At 32.2% G+C, this 14,178-nt stretch carries 15 protein-coding genes and 1 pseudogene; 3 read left to right on the forward strand and 13 right to left on the reverse strand.

The features are described 5' to 3' along the window. Positions 1–95: 95 nt before the first annotated feature. From leuB to ABMY20_RS13120, 4 genes are read right to left on the reverse strand one after another with little or no spacing between them, the layout of a single operon-like run. The gene (gene leuB, locus ABMY20_RS13105) at positions 96–1,211 is read right to left on the reverse strand and encodes a 3-isopropylmalate dehydrogenase (protein ID WP_047789075.1); all 1,116 of its coding nucleotides are present in this window, start codon (positions 1,209–1,211) and stop codon (positions 96–98) included. A gap of 11 nt (positions 1,212–1,222) precedes the next feature. Then, positions 1,223–1,804 (reverse strand): 3-isopropylmalate dehydratase small subunit, encoded by a 582-nt coding sequence (leuD, locus tag ABMY20_RS13110; protein ID WP_349265523.1) that lies wholly within the window; start codon positions 1,802–1,804, stop codon positions 1,223–1,225. After that, positions 1,804–3,186: a 3-isopropylmalate dehydratase large subunit gene (gene leuC / locus ABMY20_RS13115; protein ID WP_349265524.1), complete on the reverse strand. Its 1,383-nt coding sequence runs from the start codon at positions 3,184–3,186 to the stop codon at positions 1,804–1,806. The genes leuD and leuC overlap by 1 nt, the downstream gene beginning before the upstream one ends. Continuing rightward, a complete protein-coding gene (locus ABMY20_RS13120; RefSeq protein WP_073183722.1) occupies positions 3,186–4,361 on the reverse strand; it encodes a 2-isopropylmalate synthase in 1,176 nt (391 codons plus the stop codon). Before ABMY20_RS13120 ends, leuC begins: the two co-directional genes overlap by 1 nt. A 132-nt stretch (positions 4,362–4,493) precedes the next feature. On the opposite strand from ABMY20_RS13120, the gene ABMY20_RS13125 reads away from it, so the two are divergent. Next, a complete protein-coding gene (locus ABMY20_RS13125; protein WP_349265525.1) occupies positions 4,494–6,059 on the forward strand; it encodes a hypothetical protein in 1,566 nt (521 codons plus the stop codon). Positions 6,060–6,492: 433 nt separating this feature from the next. Here ABMY20_RS13125 and ABMY20_RS13130 read toward each other — a convergent pair whose 3' ends face one another. From ABMY20_RS13130 to ABMY20_RS13145, 4 genes and pseudogenes are all read right to left on the reverse strand, one after another. Then, complete coding sequence (locus ABMY20_RS13130) at positions 6,493–7,431, reverse strand: nitronate monooxygenase (RefSeq protein WP_349265526.1); 939 nt, start codon at positions 7,429–7,431, stop codon at positions 6,493–6,495. A gap of 2 nt (positions 7,432–7,433) precedes the next feature. Beyond that, on the reverse strand, positions 7,434–8,234 hold the full coding sequence (locus ABMY20_RS13135; protein WP_159614826.1) for an energy transducer TonB: 801 nt from the start codon (positions 8,232–8,234) through the stop codon (positions 7,434–7,436). A 20-nt stretch (positions 8,235–8,254) separates the two neighbouring features. After that, positions 8,255–9,445 (reverse strand): annotated as a pseudogene (mnmA, locus tag ABMY20_RS13140) (tRNA 2-thiouridine(34) synthase MnmA); the annotation flags it as partial. Between the two features lie 152 nt (positions 9,446–9,597). Next, positions 9,598–10,305, reverse strand: a complete 708-nt coding sequence (locus tag ABMY20_RS13145; protein ID WP_047789082.1) for a toxin-antitoxin system YwqK family antitoxin — start codon at positions 10,303–10,305, stop codon at positions 9,598–9,600. 45 nt (positions 10,306–10,350) lie between these two features. On the opposite strand from ABMY20_RS13145, the gene ABMY20_RS13150 reads away from it, so the two are divergent. Beyond that, entirely contained in the window at positions 10,351–10,941 is a 591-nt protein-coding gene (locus tag ABMY20_RS13150) for an adenylosuccinate lyase (protein WP_349265527.1), read from the forward strand. Between the two features lie 73 nt (positions 10,942–11,014). Here the strand turns inward: ABMY20_RS13150 and ABMY20_RS13155 are convergent, their stop codons facing one another. Genes ABMY20_RS13155 through ABMY20_RS13165 form a run of 3 tightly spaced genes read right to left on the reverse strand, consistent with a single transcriptional unit; the run spans position 11,015 to position 12,232 of the window. Beyond that, positions 11,015–11,794 carry a hypothetical protein gene (locus tag ABMY20_RS13155; RefSeq protein ID WP_073183735.1) on the reverse strand — a complete coding sequence of 260 codons (780 nt, stop codon included), beginning with the start codon at positions 11,792–11,794 and terminating at the stop codon, positions 11,015–11,017. A gap of 56 nt (positions 11,795–11,850) precedes the next feature. Continuing rightward, on the reverse strand, positions 11,851–12,072 hold the full coding sequence (locus ABMY20_RS13160) for a hypothetical protein (protein ID WP_047789085.1): 222 nt from the start codon (positions 12,070–12,072) through the stop codon (positions 11,851–11,853). A gap of 28 nt (positions 12,073–12,100) precedes the next feature. Further along, complete coding sequence (locus tag ABMY20_RS13165) at positions 12,101–12,232, reverse strand: hypothetical protein (protein WP_301280573.1); 132 nt, start codon at positions 12,230–12,232, stop codon at positions 12,101–12,103. Between the two features lie 219 nt (positions 12,233–12,451). On the opposite strand from ABMY20_RS13165, the gene ABMY20_RS13170 reads away from it, so the two are divergent. After that, positions 12,452–12,682, forward strand: coding sequence for a hypothetical protein (locus ABMY20_RS13170; RefSeq protein ID WP_047789086.1), 231 nt, complete (start codon positions 12,452–12,454; stop codon positions 12,680–12,682). A 31-nt stretch (positions 12,683–12,713) separates the two neighbouring features. Here ABMY20_RS13170 and ABMY20_RS13175 read toward each other — a convergent pair whose 3' ends face one another. Next, positions 12,714–13,553, reverse strand: a complete 840-nt coding sequence (locus ABMY20_RS13175) for a sterol desaturase family protein (protein ID WP_173361004.1) — start codon at positions 13,551–13,553, stop codon at positions 12,714–12,716. A 44-nt stretch (positions 13,554–13,597) separates the two neighbouring features. Further along, positions 13,598–14,113, reverse strand: coding sequence for a YkgJ family cysteine cluster protein (locus tag ABMY20_RS13180; RefSeq protein ID WP_047789088.1), 516 nt, complete (start codon positions 14,111–14,113; stop codon positions 13,598–13,600). Positions 14,114–14,178: the final 65 nt, after the last annotated feature.

Genomic DNA, 14,178 nt, shown 5'->3' on the forward strand with positions numbered 1-14,178 from the left:
CAATTAAAAAACACGATATCAATTACTTAAAAACAAAACTTCCTTTAACAGAAATAGTTAAAGGAAGTTTACGGTTAATTTACAGTATTTATAACTTATATAATAGTGCTTTGCCCCATGTGTATGTTTTGGAAGTTCATATCACTATCTTCTTGATTATAGATGTAGTCCGCAATAAAATCTCCTACTTTACTAGTAGAAAATGGATTCTCTGAATTGATATCTTCGGTAGTAATTCCTAATTCTAATGATTTTTGAACGGCTACTTCTACTACTTTAGCTTCTTGCATTAAACCTAAATGCTCTAATAACATTGCTGCCGATAAAATAGAAGCTAACGGATTTGCAATATCTTTTCCTTTTGCTTGTGGGAAAGATCCATGAATAGGCTCAAATAATGCATTTTCTTTTCCTACTGAAGCTGATGCTAACAAACCTATAGAACCTCCTATTACACTTGCTTCATCTGAAAGTATATCTCCGAAAAGGTTTTCTGTTAAAATTACATCAAACTGTTTTGGATTTAAAATTAATTGCATTGCAGCATTATCTACAAACAAGAAATCAACTTTAACATCTGGATATTGTGTAGCCAGTGCTGTCACTGCTTTACGCCATAACCTTGACGTTTCTAATACATTAGCTTTGTCTACCAATGTTAGTTTTTTACGTCTTTTTTGAGCTGCTTGAAAAGCTAAATGCGCCATTCGTTCAATTTCTTCTACGGTGTATGAACAACCGTCAAAAGCATGCTGTCCGTCGTCACTTAATTCTTTAATTCCAAAATAGATTCCTCCAGTCAATTCTCTATAAATAGTAATATCGGTTCCTTCTATTCTATCTTTTTTTAATGGTGAATTATGAAGTAACGTATCATATGCTTTTACTGGACGCACATTACAAAACAATCCTAATTCTTTTCTTAAACGTAATAATCCTTGTTCTGGACGTACTTTTGCTGTAGGGTCATTATCGTATTTTGGATCTCCAATAGCTCCAAATAAAATAGCATCACTCTTTTTACACAATTCAATGGTTTCATCTGGCAACGGGTTTCCTGTTTTATCAATAGCACAGGCTCCCATTAATGTTTCTGTAAATAAAAATGTGTGGTCAAACACATTACCAACAGCTCTAAGCACTTTTTTTGCCTGTTCTGTTACTTCTGGTCCTATTCCATCTCCTGGTATTACCGTTATATTGTACTTCATCTTTTTACTTTTTATTTCATTGTTGCTTCAAAAGCTGTTATTGTATCTTTTTTACTAATTAAAAAATCTATGTCGTCATAACCATTTATCATACATAGCTTTTTGTATGGATTGATTTCAAAATCTACATTACCTACAGGTGTTTTTAGTGTTTGATTTTCTAAATCTACTATAATGGTTGTATCTGGTAATTCAGTTACTTTTTTTAACAGTTTTGCTAAATATTCTTTGGGTACTTGTACTGGTAATATTCCATTGTTAAGTGCATTTCCTTTAAATATATCCGCAAAAAAACTACTGATAACTACTTTAAATCCGTAACCCGCTAATGCCCATGCAGCATGTTCTCTACTTGAACCACAGCCAAAATTATCTCCTGCTATCAAGATACTTCCAGTATAATTTTTGTTGTTTAAAACAAAGTCTTCGTTTATACTTCCATTCTTTTTGTAACGCCAATCTCTAAACACATTATCTCCGAATCCTTCTTTATTGGTTGATTTTAAAAATCGTGCGGGTATAATTTGATCGGTATCTATATTCTCGGTTGGTAGTGGTACAGCGGTATCTATTAGTTTAACAAATTTCTCCATTAGTTTAATTGTTTTGTAAAGTCAGTAATTTTTCCTTCTACTGCTGTTGCTGCAGCCATTAACGGACTTGCTAAAATGGTTCTTGCTCCTTGTCCTTGACGTCCTTCAAAGTTTCTGTTTGAGGTTGATACACAGTATTCTCCTTCTGGTATTTTATCGTCATTCATTGCTAAACATGCTGAACATCCTGGTTGTCGTAATTGAAATCCTGCTGCTTCAAAAACTTCTTGTAAGCCTTCTAGCTTTATTTGTTTTGCTACTTGTTGAGAACCTGGTACTAACCACGCATTTACATTTGCTGCTTTTTGTTTTCCTTTTATATAGTCTGCTGCAACTCTAAAATCTTCTATTCTTGAGTTTGTGCAACTTCCAATAAATACATAGTTAACGGGCGTATTTATTAATGATGCTCCTTTTTGAAAGTTCATATATTGTAATGACTTTTCAAAGGAAACATCATTAAACTGGGGAATATTTTCTGAAATTTTTATTCCCATTCCTGGGTTGGTTCCGTAGGTAAGCATTGGTTCTATGTCTTCTGCCTTAAAAGTGTATTCTTTATCAAATTTTGCACTTTTATCAGTCTTTAATGTTTTCCAATAGGCTACTTTGTTATCAAACTCGTCTCCTTTTGGTGCAAACTCACGTCCTTTTACATATTCAAAAGTGGTTTCATCAGGAGCAATCATACCGCCTCTGGCTCCCATTTCAATACTCATATTACACACAGTCATACGTCCTTCCATAGACATTTCTTCAAACACATTTCCTGCATATTCGCAGAAGTATCCTGTACCTGAATTTGTTCCTAATTGTGCTATGATATACAAGATTACATCTTTAGGTAGCACTCCTTTTTTCAACTTACCGTTTACATTTACACGCAAACTTTTTGGCTTTTCTAATAACAAACATTGACTTGCAAATACTTGAGCTACTTGGCTTGTTCCAATACCAAAAGCAATGGTACCAAAAGCACCGTGTGTTGATGTATGACTATCTCCACAAACCATAGTCATTCCTGGTTGCGTAATTCCTAACTCGGGAGCCATTACATGTACAATTCCATTATATCGATGTCCTAAACCATATAAAGTAATATCATTTTCTTTACAGTTTTGTGTTAACTGCTCTAGTTGATGCCTTGACAGTTTGTCTTTTATGGGTAAATGTTGATTTACGGTTGGCGTATTATGATCGGCTGTTGCTACTGTTTTGTCTGGTCGTGCAATCGGAATCTTACGTTCTTTTAACTCATTAAATGCTTGCGGACTCGTTACTTCATGAATTAAATGTTTGTCTATATATAAAATCTGCGGTCCGTCTTTAACAGTGTCTACCACATGCGCATCCCATACTTTATCAAATAATGTCTTTCCCATTAAGCTATGGCTATTTTTGAAATTTTATTTACTTGTTTCATAATCTGATGAATGTCTTCGTCGATTACTTCTTTTTGTCTGTCAGCAAACTGTAAGAATGTTTTATAAGCTGTATCTAACTGAATTTTAGTCAGCTCATACCCTATCTTTTTTGCTCGGTATGCTAAGGCTGCTCTTCCGCTTCTTGCAGTTAATACAATAGCACTTTCTGTAACTCCTACATCTGCTGGATCAATAATTTCATAGGTTTCACGGTTCTTGATTACTCCATCTTGATGAATTCCTGAACTATGAGCAAAGGCATTTGCTCCTACAATAGCTTTATTTGGTTGTACAGGCATTCCCATACGCTCGCGAACCATCATACTTGTATCGTACAATAATTTGGTATTGATATCTGTTTGAAGATTTAAATATGGATGCTGCTTTAAAATCATCACCACCTCTTCTAATGCTGTATTTCCTGCTCGCTCTCCTATTCCGTTAACCGTACATTCTATCTGACGTGCACCATTGATAGCTCCTGCAATAGAATTTGCAGTAGCCAATCCTAAATCGTTATGGCAGTGACAAGAAATAATTACATTTTCAATACCTTTAACATTGTCTTTTAGGTATTTAATTTTTGCTCCGTATTCTTCAGGTAAACAATACCCTGTAGTATCTGGAATATTCAACACTGTTGCTCCTGATTTTATAACTTCTTCACAAACTTTGGCTAAAAAAGCATTATCGGTTCTACCTGCATCTTCTGCATAAAACTCCACATCGCCTACAAAGTTTTTAGCATACGAAACAGCTTCTTTTGCTCGCCTAATCACTTCTTCTTTCGAAGCATTAAATTTATACTGAATATGTGAATCACTGGTACCAATCCCCGTATGAATCCTAGGCTTGTTAGCAAACTTTAAAGCATCTGCTGCTACTTCTATGTCTTTTTTAACGGCTCTTGTTAATCCGCAAACAGCAGCATTTTTAACCAATTTAGCTATTTCTTGTACTGATGTAAAATCTCCTGGGCTTGATACTGGGAAACCTGCTTCTATTACATCAACTCCTAAAAAATCGAGTCTTTCTGCAATAATTAGTTTTTGTTGGGTATCTAATTTACATCCTGGGACTTGCTCTCCGTCTCGTAATGTGGTATCGAAAATTTGAATTTTATCGCTTTGCATAAATCTAACTATGATTATCAAAATAAAAACCAAATGTATATATTGGCTTTTCTAGCAAGCTCTTTTTTAATGGGTTAGTTACGATATCAAAACAACAAAAAACAAAAACAAAACACTGAAAAACAAAAAGTTATGCGTAAACCAATTACATTCTCCAATCAACAAAATGATGCTTTGTTTGTTTTGATTAAGTCTTTATCAAAGTCAGAAAAACGTCAGTTTAATTTATATGTTGGTCGTTTAGGGGGTAATGTAGATGCGAAATTTTTTGCGCTTTTTAAATTGCTTGAAAAACAAAAGAGTTATAACGAAAGGACCATTATAGATAGCGGTGTGGTTAGTAAACAGCAATTATCTAACTTAAAAGCACATTTATACAAGCAAATACTTATTAGTCTTCGTATGAATCCTTCTCATAAAAACATTCGAATTCAAATACGTGAGCAGTTAGATTTTGCTACTGTTTTATATCAAAAAGGACTATACAAACAGAGTTTAAAGCTGCTTGACAAAGCAAAAAATATGGCGGTTGAGAATGAAGAGAAGAATATTGCCTATGAAATTGTTGAGCTTGAAAAGGTTATTGAAAGTCAGTATATAACCCGAAGTATTGATACACGTTCTGACGAATTAACTGTTCAAGCAAAAGAGCTTAGTATGCAAAATGTTATTGCTAGTAAGTTATCTAATCTGTCATTACAATTGTATGGTACATTGCTGAAAAATGGCTACGTAAAAAACGATGAAGAGCTGCAAGGAGTGAATACTTATTTTTACTCTAAACTTCCTGAATATACGTATGAAGACTTGGGTTTTAGAGAAAAATTATGGTTATACAAAGCACATTTGTGGCATAGCTTTTTAACGCAGGATTTTTTACAGTGTTATAAGTATGCTAACAAATGGGTAGATTTATTTAAGCATGATACTAAGAATATTTCTTTGCATCCTGTTTTTTATTTAAAAGGAAAAAACTACTTATTAGAGAGCTTATTTTTTATAAAGCATTATGATAAGTTTAAAGAAGAGCTTTCTTTATTTGAAAAGGAAATTAAAGAAAAAAGTATTCCGCAAAATAGCAATACTGAAATCTTAACTTTTCTATATTATTATGCTAACAAATTGCACTTACATTTCTTAGAGGGTAGTTTTTCTGAGGGTGAATATTTAGTAGCTATTATTAATGATAAGATTAATAGTTATAAGGATCGTCTTGATAATCATCATATCGTTGTATTTTACTATAAAATTGCTTGTTTGTACTTTGGTATGGGTAAAAACAAAGAGTGTATTTTGTATTTAAATAAGATCATTAAACCTAAAAATATTCAAGTAGCTAACGATTTACAGTGTTTTGCTAGGGTGCTTTCTTTAATTGCTCATTACGAATGTGGCTTGGATTATGATTTGGAACGACAGTTTAAAGACACTTATCGTTTTTTACTAAAAATGGAAAATTTACAAGAGGTTCAAAAAGAGTTTATTTCTTCTATAAAAGCATTGGGAGATGTATATCCGCACCAAATAAAAAAGGAGTTAAAAAAAGTACACAGTCGCCTTAAGGTTTATGAGAACCATCCTTATGAAAAAAGAGCTTTTTTATATTTAGACATCCTTTCTTGGCTTGAAAGTAAGATTGAAAATAAACCTGTGGCACAAATTATTAAAGAGAAATTTGTTAGTTCTCAAAAGTGTTGAAAACAGTATTAGATTTATTCTTGTAAAGTACTGATTAAAAAAATCTAATTACTAATTCTCGTCTCCTTTAGGAAAAGCTAAACAAGTTGACCAAATATAAACATGCTAATTAAAAAAAGTAGAAAGTATCTAAAAAATAACTTGAAGAACATCTCTGAACCTTTTGGTTAGGATAACTTATTTTTACTATAACCTATAAATATCTTAAAAGACTCCTTATTGCTTTCAATTAAATTAACTAACTTAAATAGCTGGTAAATGCCTATAATTAAAAACAGAATACTGATTAATTGTTTAAGCATTATTATTTTGTTTTACCTTAATTTTCATTCGTTAGTACGAGAAGAGCATGTTTATAACTCATCTTTATAAGATTCCTACTCCTACCTCGTCGGAATGACGTTTCTATTTTTTTTTGGCAATCGCTCTGCGATTAAAACAACTGTTCTTTTTTCACTTGCTGATATTCTTCTACAATTGCTTCTAACACTTCTTTTGCTGGTTTAATTTCATGGATAAGCCCTGCTACTTGACCTATTTCTAGTTCTCCATCGTCCAAGTTTCCTTCAAACATACCTCTTTTAGCACGCGCACGCCCTAACAATTCTTTTAATTGTTCTACTGATGGTCCTTGCTGATATAACTCTTGTATTTCTTGATAAAACTTGTTTTTTACCAAACGAACTGGCGCTAACTCTTTTAAAGTTAAATGTGTGCCACCGTCTTTTACATCTACAATAGTTTTCTTGAAATTATCATGTGCAGAAGATTCTACCGTAGCTGCAAAACGACTTCCTATTTGCACTCCGTCTGCTCCCAACACCATTGCTGCTAACATTCCTCTACCAGAGCCTATTCCCCCTGCGGCAATTACAGGAATCTTCACTTGTTCTTTAACCATAGGAATTAACGTAAACGTAGTCGTTTCTTCACGTCCGTTATGACCTCCTGCTTCAAATCCTTCACATACCACAGCATCTACTCCAGCTGCTTCCGCTTTTAAAGCAAATTTTACTGAACTTACCACATGAGCTACAGTAATTCCTTTTTCCTTTAAAAAAGAGGTCCATGTTTTTGGATTCCCTGCGGAAGTAAACACAATTTTCACCCCTTCCTCAACAATAATATCCATGATTTTCTCTATATCAGGATACAACATTGGCACATTTACCCCAAAAGGCTTATCCGTTGCTTTTTTACATTTTTGAATGTGTTCACGAAGTACTTCTGGATACATAGATCCTGCTCCAATTAACCCTAATCCACCTGCATTTGACACTGCAGAAGCTAGCTTCCATCCTGAAACCCAAATCATTCCACCTTGAACAATTGGATACTGTATATTAAATAGTTTGGTAATTCTGTTTTGCATTTTTATCCTCTGAAGTTTAATGGTTGAGAAAAGTTGAAAGGAATCTTTCTATTCATATGTATCGCTGGCTCCCACCCTTTTAAGTTTTCAAAAAAACGAACAATTTCATTTTCTAACTTTTTAGGAACCTTTTCATTGATGGTAACATCTCTTACTGCTCCTTTTATATCAATTACATATTCAACTATAATCTGACCTTTAACTTTGTAACTTATCTTACTTGTTAACTTTTTAAGTTGCTTGTAATATTTATCCTTACCCCCTTTAAAAGTTGGTCTCTTTTCTTTTATAATGTTTTTTAAATCATCAATCTTTTCTCCCTTGTCATTATAATAAGTTGTTTTAATTATCGAATCGCTTTTGGCGATTCCTCTACCTGCCAATTTACCATTATAATGGTAAATTTTCCATACTCCTTCTCTCTTACCATCTATATAAACTCCTTCAATATCCTTATTCCCATTATCGAACCATGTTTGTATTCTCCCATTTCTTTTACCTTTTTTATTGTAGAAAGTTAATGCTGATATTTTTCCATTTTTATTGAACGAAACTGACTCTCCTATTTTAATCTTTTTCTCCTTTGTTAGATAATGTGTATAGTTATATAGTTTTCCGCTACGTTTATACTTCCTTACCAACCATAATGAATCTGCACTCTTAGTAATAATTTCAAAAGACATTGCTTTCTCCTTATTGTTGATTATATTACCTTTCTCGTCTAAATAGTTTATAATAGAGTCTTTCTGTGAATATCCATTAATATTTATGAACACCAACAATAATAAGAATATCTTTTTCATAGTTTTATTTTTTTCCCTTTTTAAGAAATCACACCAGAACCTAATAGCTCTTCATTTTTATACCAAGCAACAAACTGCCCTTCTTGAATAGCCGATTGTGGATTTTCAAATTCAACATAAATTCCGTTATCTACTTTATACAGAGTAGCTTTTTCTAATGGTTGTCGGTAACGAATACGTGCTTCTACCTCCATAGACTCACCAGTTTGTAAAGCTACATCTTCACGTACCCAGTGCAATTCTTCATTTGATACAAATAATACACTTCGATACAATCCTTGGTGATTTTTTCCTTCTCCTGTATAAATAATGTTGGTATCTACATCGGTTTCAATCACAAACAATGGTTCTTTGGTACCTCCAACTGCTAACCCTTTACGTTGTCCTTTGGTGAAATAATGTGCGCCTTGATGTTTACCTACTACTTTTCCATCTTCTTTATTATAAGAGAACTTCGTTGAAAAATATGCTAACTCCGCTTCTTTATTCTCAAATTCTGGAACTAAACGATTGTACTGCTCAAATTCATCTGGAATTCGGACAATATCTCCTTCTTTCGGTTGTAGTTTTTGTTGTAAAAAATCTGGAAGTCTTACTTTTCCTATAAAACACAAGCCTTGACTGTCTTTTTTATCAGCTGTAATTAAATCTGCTTCTTTGGCTATTTCACGAACTTCTGGTTTTGTCAATTCTCCAATTGGGAACAATGCCTTTGACAGTTGTTCTTGTGATAATTGACATAAAAAGTATGATTGATCTTTATTCGTATCCTTTCCTGCTAATAACTTGTATACAGGCTTTCCATCAATTATTTCTTCTGCTTTTCTACAGTAATGCCCTGTTGCTACATAATCAGCTCCTAAACTTAACGCGATATCCATAAACACATCAAACTTAATTTCTCGATTACATAATACATCAGGATTAGGTGTACGTCCTTTTTCATATTCATTAAACATATAATCAACAATACGCTCTTTGTATTGTTCGCTTAAATCAACTGTTTGAAATGGAATTCCTAATTTTTCTGCAACAATCATGGCGTCGTTACTATCTTCTAACCATGGACATTCATTAGAAATGGTTACTGAATCATCATGCCAGTTCTTCATGAACAATCCAATAACTTCGTATCCCCGTTCTTTTAGTAAATACGCTGTTACACTACTATCTACGCCTCCTGAAAGTCCTACTACTACTCTTTTCATCTTATACTTTTGAAGCTACAAATTTACGAAATAAAAAATGTTTATATTATGGAAATAATTGATGGCTTCATTACTAAAATTGATGAATTCTAATCTCTGATAAGGCTCAGTTTATTTTCTTTTCTAGTGTTATTTAAATTATTAATATTTATAATTTAATTTTTAGGAATTGAAAACGCTTTTTTCTTTCTCTTGTCGGTAACTACTTCTCCATCCATGTAAAATTGCCATTTACCATCTCTCTTACCATTTTTATACATCCCTTTTTCTTTTAAATCTCCTTTTAAATCGTAGTATTTCCCTTCTCCTTCTAATTTACCATTTACATAATACACTTCTTCAATCATCACTCCTTCTTCAGTAAAAATCTTAGAAAGTCCATTTTTCTTACCATCTTTATAAATACTTTCTTCAGTTAATTTACCATTTCTATAGTAGTTTTTTAAAACTCCATCTAATTTACCATCAGCATATTCTTCTTCTGAAAAAAGTTTTCCGTCTGAAAAATAATACGTCCATTTTCCTACTCGTTTTTTTCCTATCATCCATCCTTTTGTTTTTACTTTTCCATTTGGTGTAAAAAATTGTACAAAAGCACTATCTGATTTTGCAGAAAATTCTTTAGTCATAGAAGGAATTCCATAAGAGTTAGGTTCATAAAAATTAAATGTTCCTACTTCTTTTCCATTTTTAAATTCGCCTGAGTACCTTATTTTATTTTTAGTATCGTCATAATATTTTTTCCAAACTCCATGTCTGTTTCCATTAGCATCAAATTTATTTATTTTTTGAGCTTGTGCAGCTGTAATAAAAAATACCGATAACAAAAGTGTTGTTGAAAATATCCTTTTTATATTTATCATGCTATAATTTCTTTTACAATTCAAATTTACATAAACCATACCAATATGAGTCTTGATTTTTTAATTTCTGTGCTAGAAAATGTTGATAATCCTGCTAGAGTAAACAGAAATAATGCTGCAAATATTGTATTAAAGCAACCTGAATTAGTAAAGTTTTTAGTTGATGTTACTTTCGATGTTGATAATAAACTATCTATTAAAGCTGCTTGGGTACTGGAATGGATTTGTACACATAATGGAATTGAATATATTATTCCTTATCTCCCTATTTTTACAAAAAATATATATAGAGTACACTTTGATAGCGCTATAAGACCTTGTGCTAAAATTTGTGAACATTTAGCAACTGCTTTTTCCTCAAAAACAACCAATGGTATAAAAGAACAGTTAACAGAAACTGATATCGATTTAATTATAGAAACTGGATTCGATTGGTTGATTACCGATCAAAAAATAGCAGTTAAAGCCTACACCATGAATACTTTATATTTACTTGGTTTACAAAAAGATTGGGTACACCCTGAACTGGAACATATTATTCGAACAAAAGTGATTCATGAAAGTAAAGGTTGTAAAGCCAGAGGGAGGAAAGTATTGGAGTTGATTGAGAAACATAAAGACCAAAAACAATTATAAAACCTCAGAAGAAAAATCTTCTGAGGTTCTTTTATTATTTTACAAGCAACTAAATACGATATCGTTTATTTTATTACCAAGCCCAGCCTGATGTAGAAGAAACCTGGTCGTTCCAAGACTTCTTCCACCACCACCAACCAGACATGGTGTACCATTTAAGATTCCCTACGTTTAACCCTAAATAACCTGTTGGTGAATAAAAGCCTATAACTTTTCCTCCATAACAAGAGTGTTGGTATAAATATACTACTTGTCGTCTATAAGTTGGTTTTCTAATTTTTAAAGAAGATAATTGGTCGTTATTTCCTGACCCAACCCAATGGTCTCTGTAATAATAGCGTTTTTGCCTTCTCATGCCTGTCATTTCTGTGTTATAGTAGGCATGTTTATAGAAATAAAAGTTACCCGAGCCATACACATCATAGCTATTACATTTTGATGACTTCCCTTCTGTTGAAACTTGATCTCCTGGGAAACCTTCTGCTACTTTTGAGGTGTATTTTTTTAAGTCTTCTGTATTATCGAAAACTTTTACTTCAATATCAGTGCTTCCTTCTTCTGGATTATTAAAAAACAATGATTTTGGAGCTTTTTCTTCGTTACCAAAAATTTCTTGAGCAAAATCTACATCTCCATCTGCCTTCAATACTTCTCCACTTTCTTCATTATATACATAAGATATTTTAAATTGTTTTCCATAATAATCGTACGTATGATTAATAGTTACTGTACTTCCTTTTGCTAATTGTAATTCTTCTTTTTTTGATTCATTTTCAATTATTTCTTCACTTTGACAGCTAAAAAGTAATGTAAAACACATTACTGCCATCCATAAAAAATTTTGTTTTTTCATTTTTTCTTATTTTTTAAAATCCTTAGCATCTACTAAGAATTTATTCGTTTGATTAGTTAGTTTTTTAATTTTTTTAGAGGTATTAAAACCTCTCCGTTTTTAAAACGAGAATAATCTACAACGTATTTATTTGCTTGTAAAGTAATATTAGTTTTACCTAATTCCTTTGCTATATCGTTTCTTAGAGATATGTCTTCTGAGATAATGAAACTTTCTTCTTCTAAACTTCTAGAAAATACCAATCGTAATGACTCGCCTTCATTTCTGAATGCTATCATACCATTATCTTCATCGTTATTCCCTTCCCTAAGTTTCGAGAAAATCTCTTTTACCTCTAAGTTTTTGTTGTTTAACAGTTCGTTTGCAGTGTCTTCTTTTTGCCATGCTTGTAGTATCAGAGGCGACGCTTACTAATACAAAGTTTTGTAGTTGTTTCATAAAATAATAGTTTTCGGGGTTAATTATGAAATCAAATTTACATGAACTAAAAAACACAAACACCAGTTAAACAGCTATTTAAAACACAGGCAAAACCCTTTTTTAACCTAAAAAATACCTCTTTATAAATTAATTCCTATCCTTTACAAAGTTAATTCGTAACCTTTTTTAAAAACTTTTTAGGTTTGAATCATTATTAACAATCAAATTTATATTATTATGAAAAAAAGCATTTTAAGCCTAGGAAAAGTTTTAAACAAATCTGAACAAAAAATTATTAATGGTGGAACTTCATTTGTCGCTAAATGTTGTAGTAGCGTTTTTGGTTGTACTTATGTTAGAACACATAGTTATGCCAATTTATTACAAGCTAAAGGATATACATGTATAGCTTTATATGAAGTTGGTGAACCAACACCTTATGGAAGTGGATTAGGAGAGCCTATATAATAGTGAAAGCAAGCCTAACGGCTTGCTTTTTTTATTTAATTCCCTTTAAATTCGTAGGTTTTCGATAGCCTTGAAACGGCTGCTTTAACAACTCTTTTAAACTAGAGTTTTTTTCTTCATCTGGAAATGTATCTACTCCATACACTATTTTTTCTCTATCTAACTCCATATACGTTCCTAATAAACGGTCCCAAATAGAAAAGATATTTCCGTAGTTAGAATCTGTATAGGGTAATAAATTATGATGATGTACTTTGTGCATATCGGGTGATACAATCACATAACTCAATACCTTATCTAACTTTTTAGGCATTTTTATATTAGCATGTGTTAACTGCGTAAACACTAACGATATTGATTGGTACAACATTATTATAGCTATTGGAGTCCCGACTAAAAAAACACCTACTAAAGTAAATGTAAAACGAATTACACTTTCTATCGGGTGATGTCTGTTTGCTGTTGTGGTATCCACTTTATGATCAGAATGGTGAACTAAATGTACCATCCACAAAGGTTTTACTTTATGTTCAACTAAATGTGCTAAATAAGCTCCGAAGAAGTCTAAAAATAATACACCTAACAATACGTACAACCACAATGGCATTTCGGGTAGCCAGTTGATTAATCCAAAGTCATTTGCTTGCACCCAATCGGCGGTCTTTAATAATAAGAATGCCAATACAAAATTGATAATTACCGTAGTTGCAGTGAAAAATAAATTAGGCCATGCGTGTTTCCATTTATTGTATTTAAAACTAAATAATGGTACAGCGCCTTCCAATAACCAAAAGAAAGTAATTCCGCCAACTAAAATAATACTTCTATGACTAGAAGGAATTGTTTCAAAATAATGTATAAGAGTTTCCACTATGATATATTTTTCCTAAAAATAGAAAAAATATCTATAAAAACTTATTTCTTAGAACTTCCCGATTGTGGTAATCTCTTTTTCAACTCCTCTACTATTCGGTAAGTTGCAGGACAGACCTCCGTATTTTTAATAGTTAAATCTGCTAATTGGATAAACTTTTTACGATTGGTATGTGGATATTCTGAGCAAGCTTTTGGACGCACATCATAAATAAAACACGTATTATCTGATTCATCTAAAAAAGTACACGGAGCAGATTGTAAGACCATGAAATTATCTTCATCTCGCTGTAAATATTGATTAGTAAAATCAATCACCTTCATTTTTAAGTGTTTTGCAATGCGCTCTATATCTTTTTCAGTAAAAATTGGTGAAGTCGTTTTACAACAATTAGCACATTCTAAACAGTCGGTACGCTCAAATTCTTCCTCATGCAATTCTTGCATTAATAAATCTAAGCGTTTAGGGGTACGCTTTTTTAATCGTTGAAAATACTTCTTATTTTCTTGTAAAGCGTCTTTGGCTAATTTTGGTAAGTTTTCAAGGTCTTTATCCATGGTGCAAAGGTACGAAAGCACCTTTGAAGTCATACATTATTCTGTCTTAAAAAATCATAAGGCAA

The organism is Tenacibaculum sp. SSH1-16, assembly GCF_040104435.1.
GTDB lineage: Bacteria > Bacteroidota > Bacteroidia > Flavobacteriales > Flavobacteriaceae > Polaribacter > Polaribacter mesophilus.

Coding starts and splice junctions, on each gene's coding strand:
- leuB (WP_047789075.1), bottom strand. CDS start 1,211: ATGAAGTACAATATAACGGTAATACCAGGAGATGGAATAGGACCAGAA.
- leuD (WP_349265523.1), bottom strand. CDS start 1,804: ATGGAGAAATTTGTTAAACTAATAGATACCGCTGTACCACTACCAACC.
- leuC (WP_349265524.1), bottom strand. CDS start 3,186: ATGGGAAAGACATTATTTGATAAAGTATGGGATGCGCATGTGGTAGAC.
- ABMY20_RS13120 (WP_073183722.1), bottom strand. CDS start 4,361: ATGCAAAGCGATAAAATTCAAATTTTCGATACCACATTACGAGACGGA.
- ABMY20_RS13125 (WP_349265525.1), top strand. CDS start 4,494: ATGCGTAAACCAATTACATTCTCCAATCAACAAAATGATGCTTTGTTT.
- ABMY20_RS13130 (WP_349265526.1), bottom strand. CDS start 7,431: ATGCAAAACAGAATTACCAAACTATTTAATATACAGTATCCAATTGTT.
- ABMY20_RS13135 (WP_159614826.1), bottom strand. CDS start 8,234: ATGAAAAAGATATTCTTATTATTGTTGGTGTTCATAAATATTAATGGA.
- ABMY20_RS13145 (WP_047789082.1), bottom strand. CDS start 10,305: ATGATAAATATAAAAAGGATATTTTCAACAACACTTTTGTTATCGGTA.
- ABMY20_RS13150 (WP_349265527.1), top strand. CDS start 10,351: ATGAGTCTTGATTTTTTAATTTCTGTGCTAGAAAATGTTGATAATCCT.
- ABMY20_RS13155 (WP_073183735.1), bottom strand. CDS start 11,794: ATGAAAAAACAAAATTTTTTATGGATGGCAGTAATGTGTTTTACATTA.
- ABMY20_RS13160 (WP_047789085.1), bottom strand. CDS start 12,072: ATGATAGCATTCAGAAATGAAGGCGAGTCATTACGATTGGTATTTTCT.
- ABMY20_RS13165 (WP_301280573.1), bottom strand. CDS start 12,232: ATGAAACAACTACAAAACTTTGTATTAGTAAGCGTCGCCTCTGATACT.
- ABMY20_RS13170 (WP_047789086.1), top strand. CDS start 12,452: ATGAAAAAAAGCATTTTAAGCCTAGGAAAAGTTTTAAACAAATCTGAA.
- ABMY20_RS13180 (WP_047789088.1), bottom strand. CDS start 14,113: ATGGATAAAGACCTTGAAAACTTACCAAAATTAGCCAAAGACGCTTTA.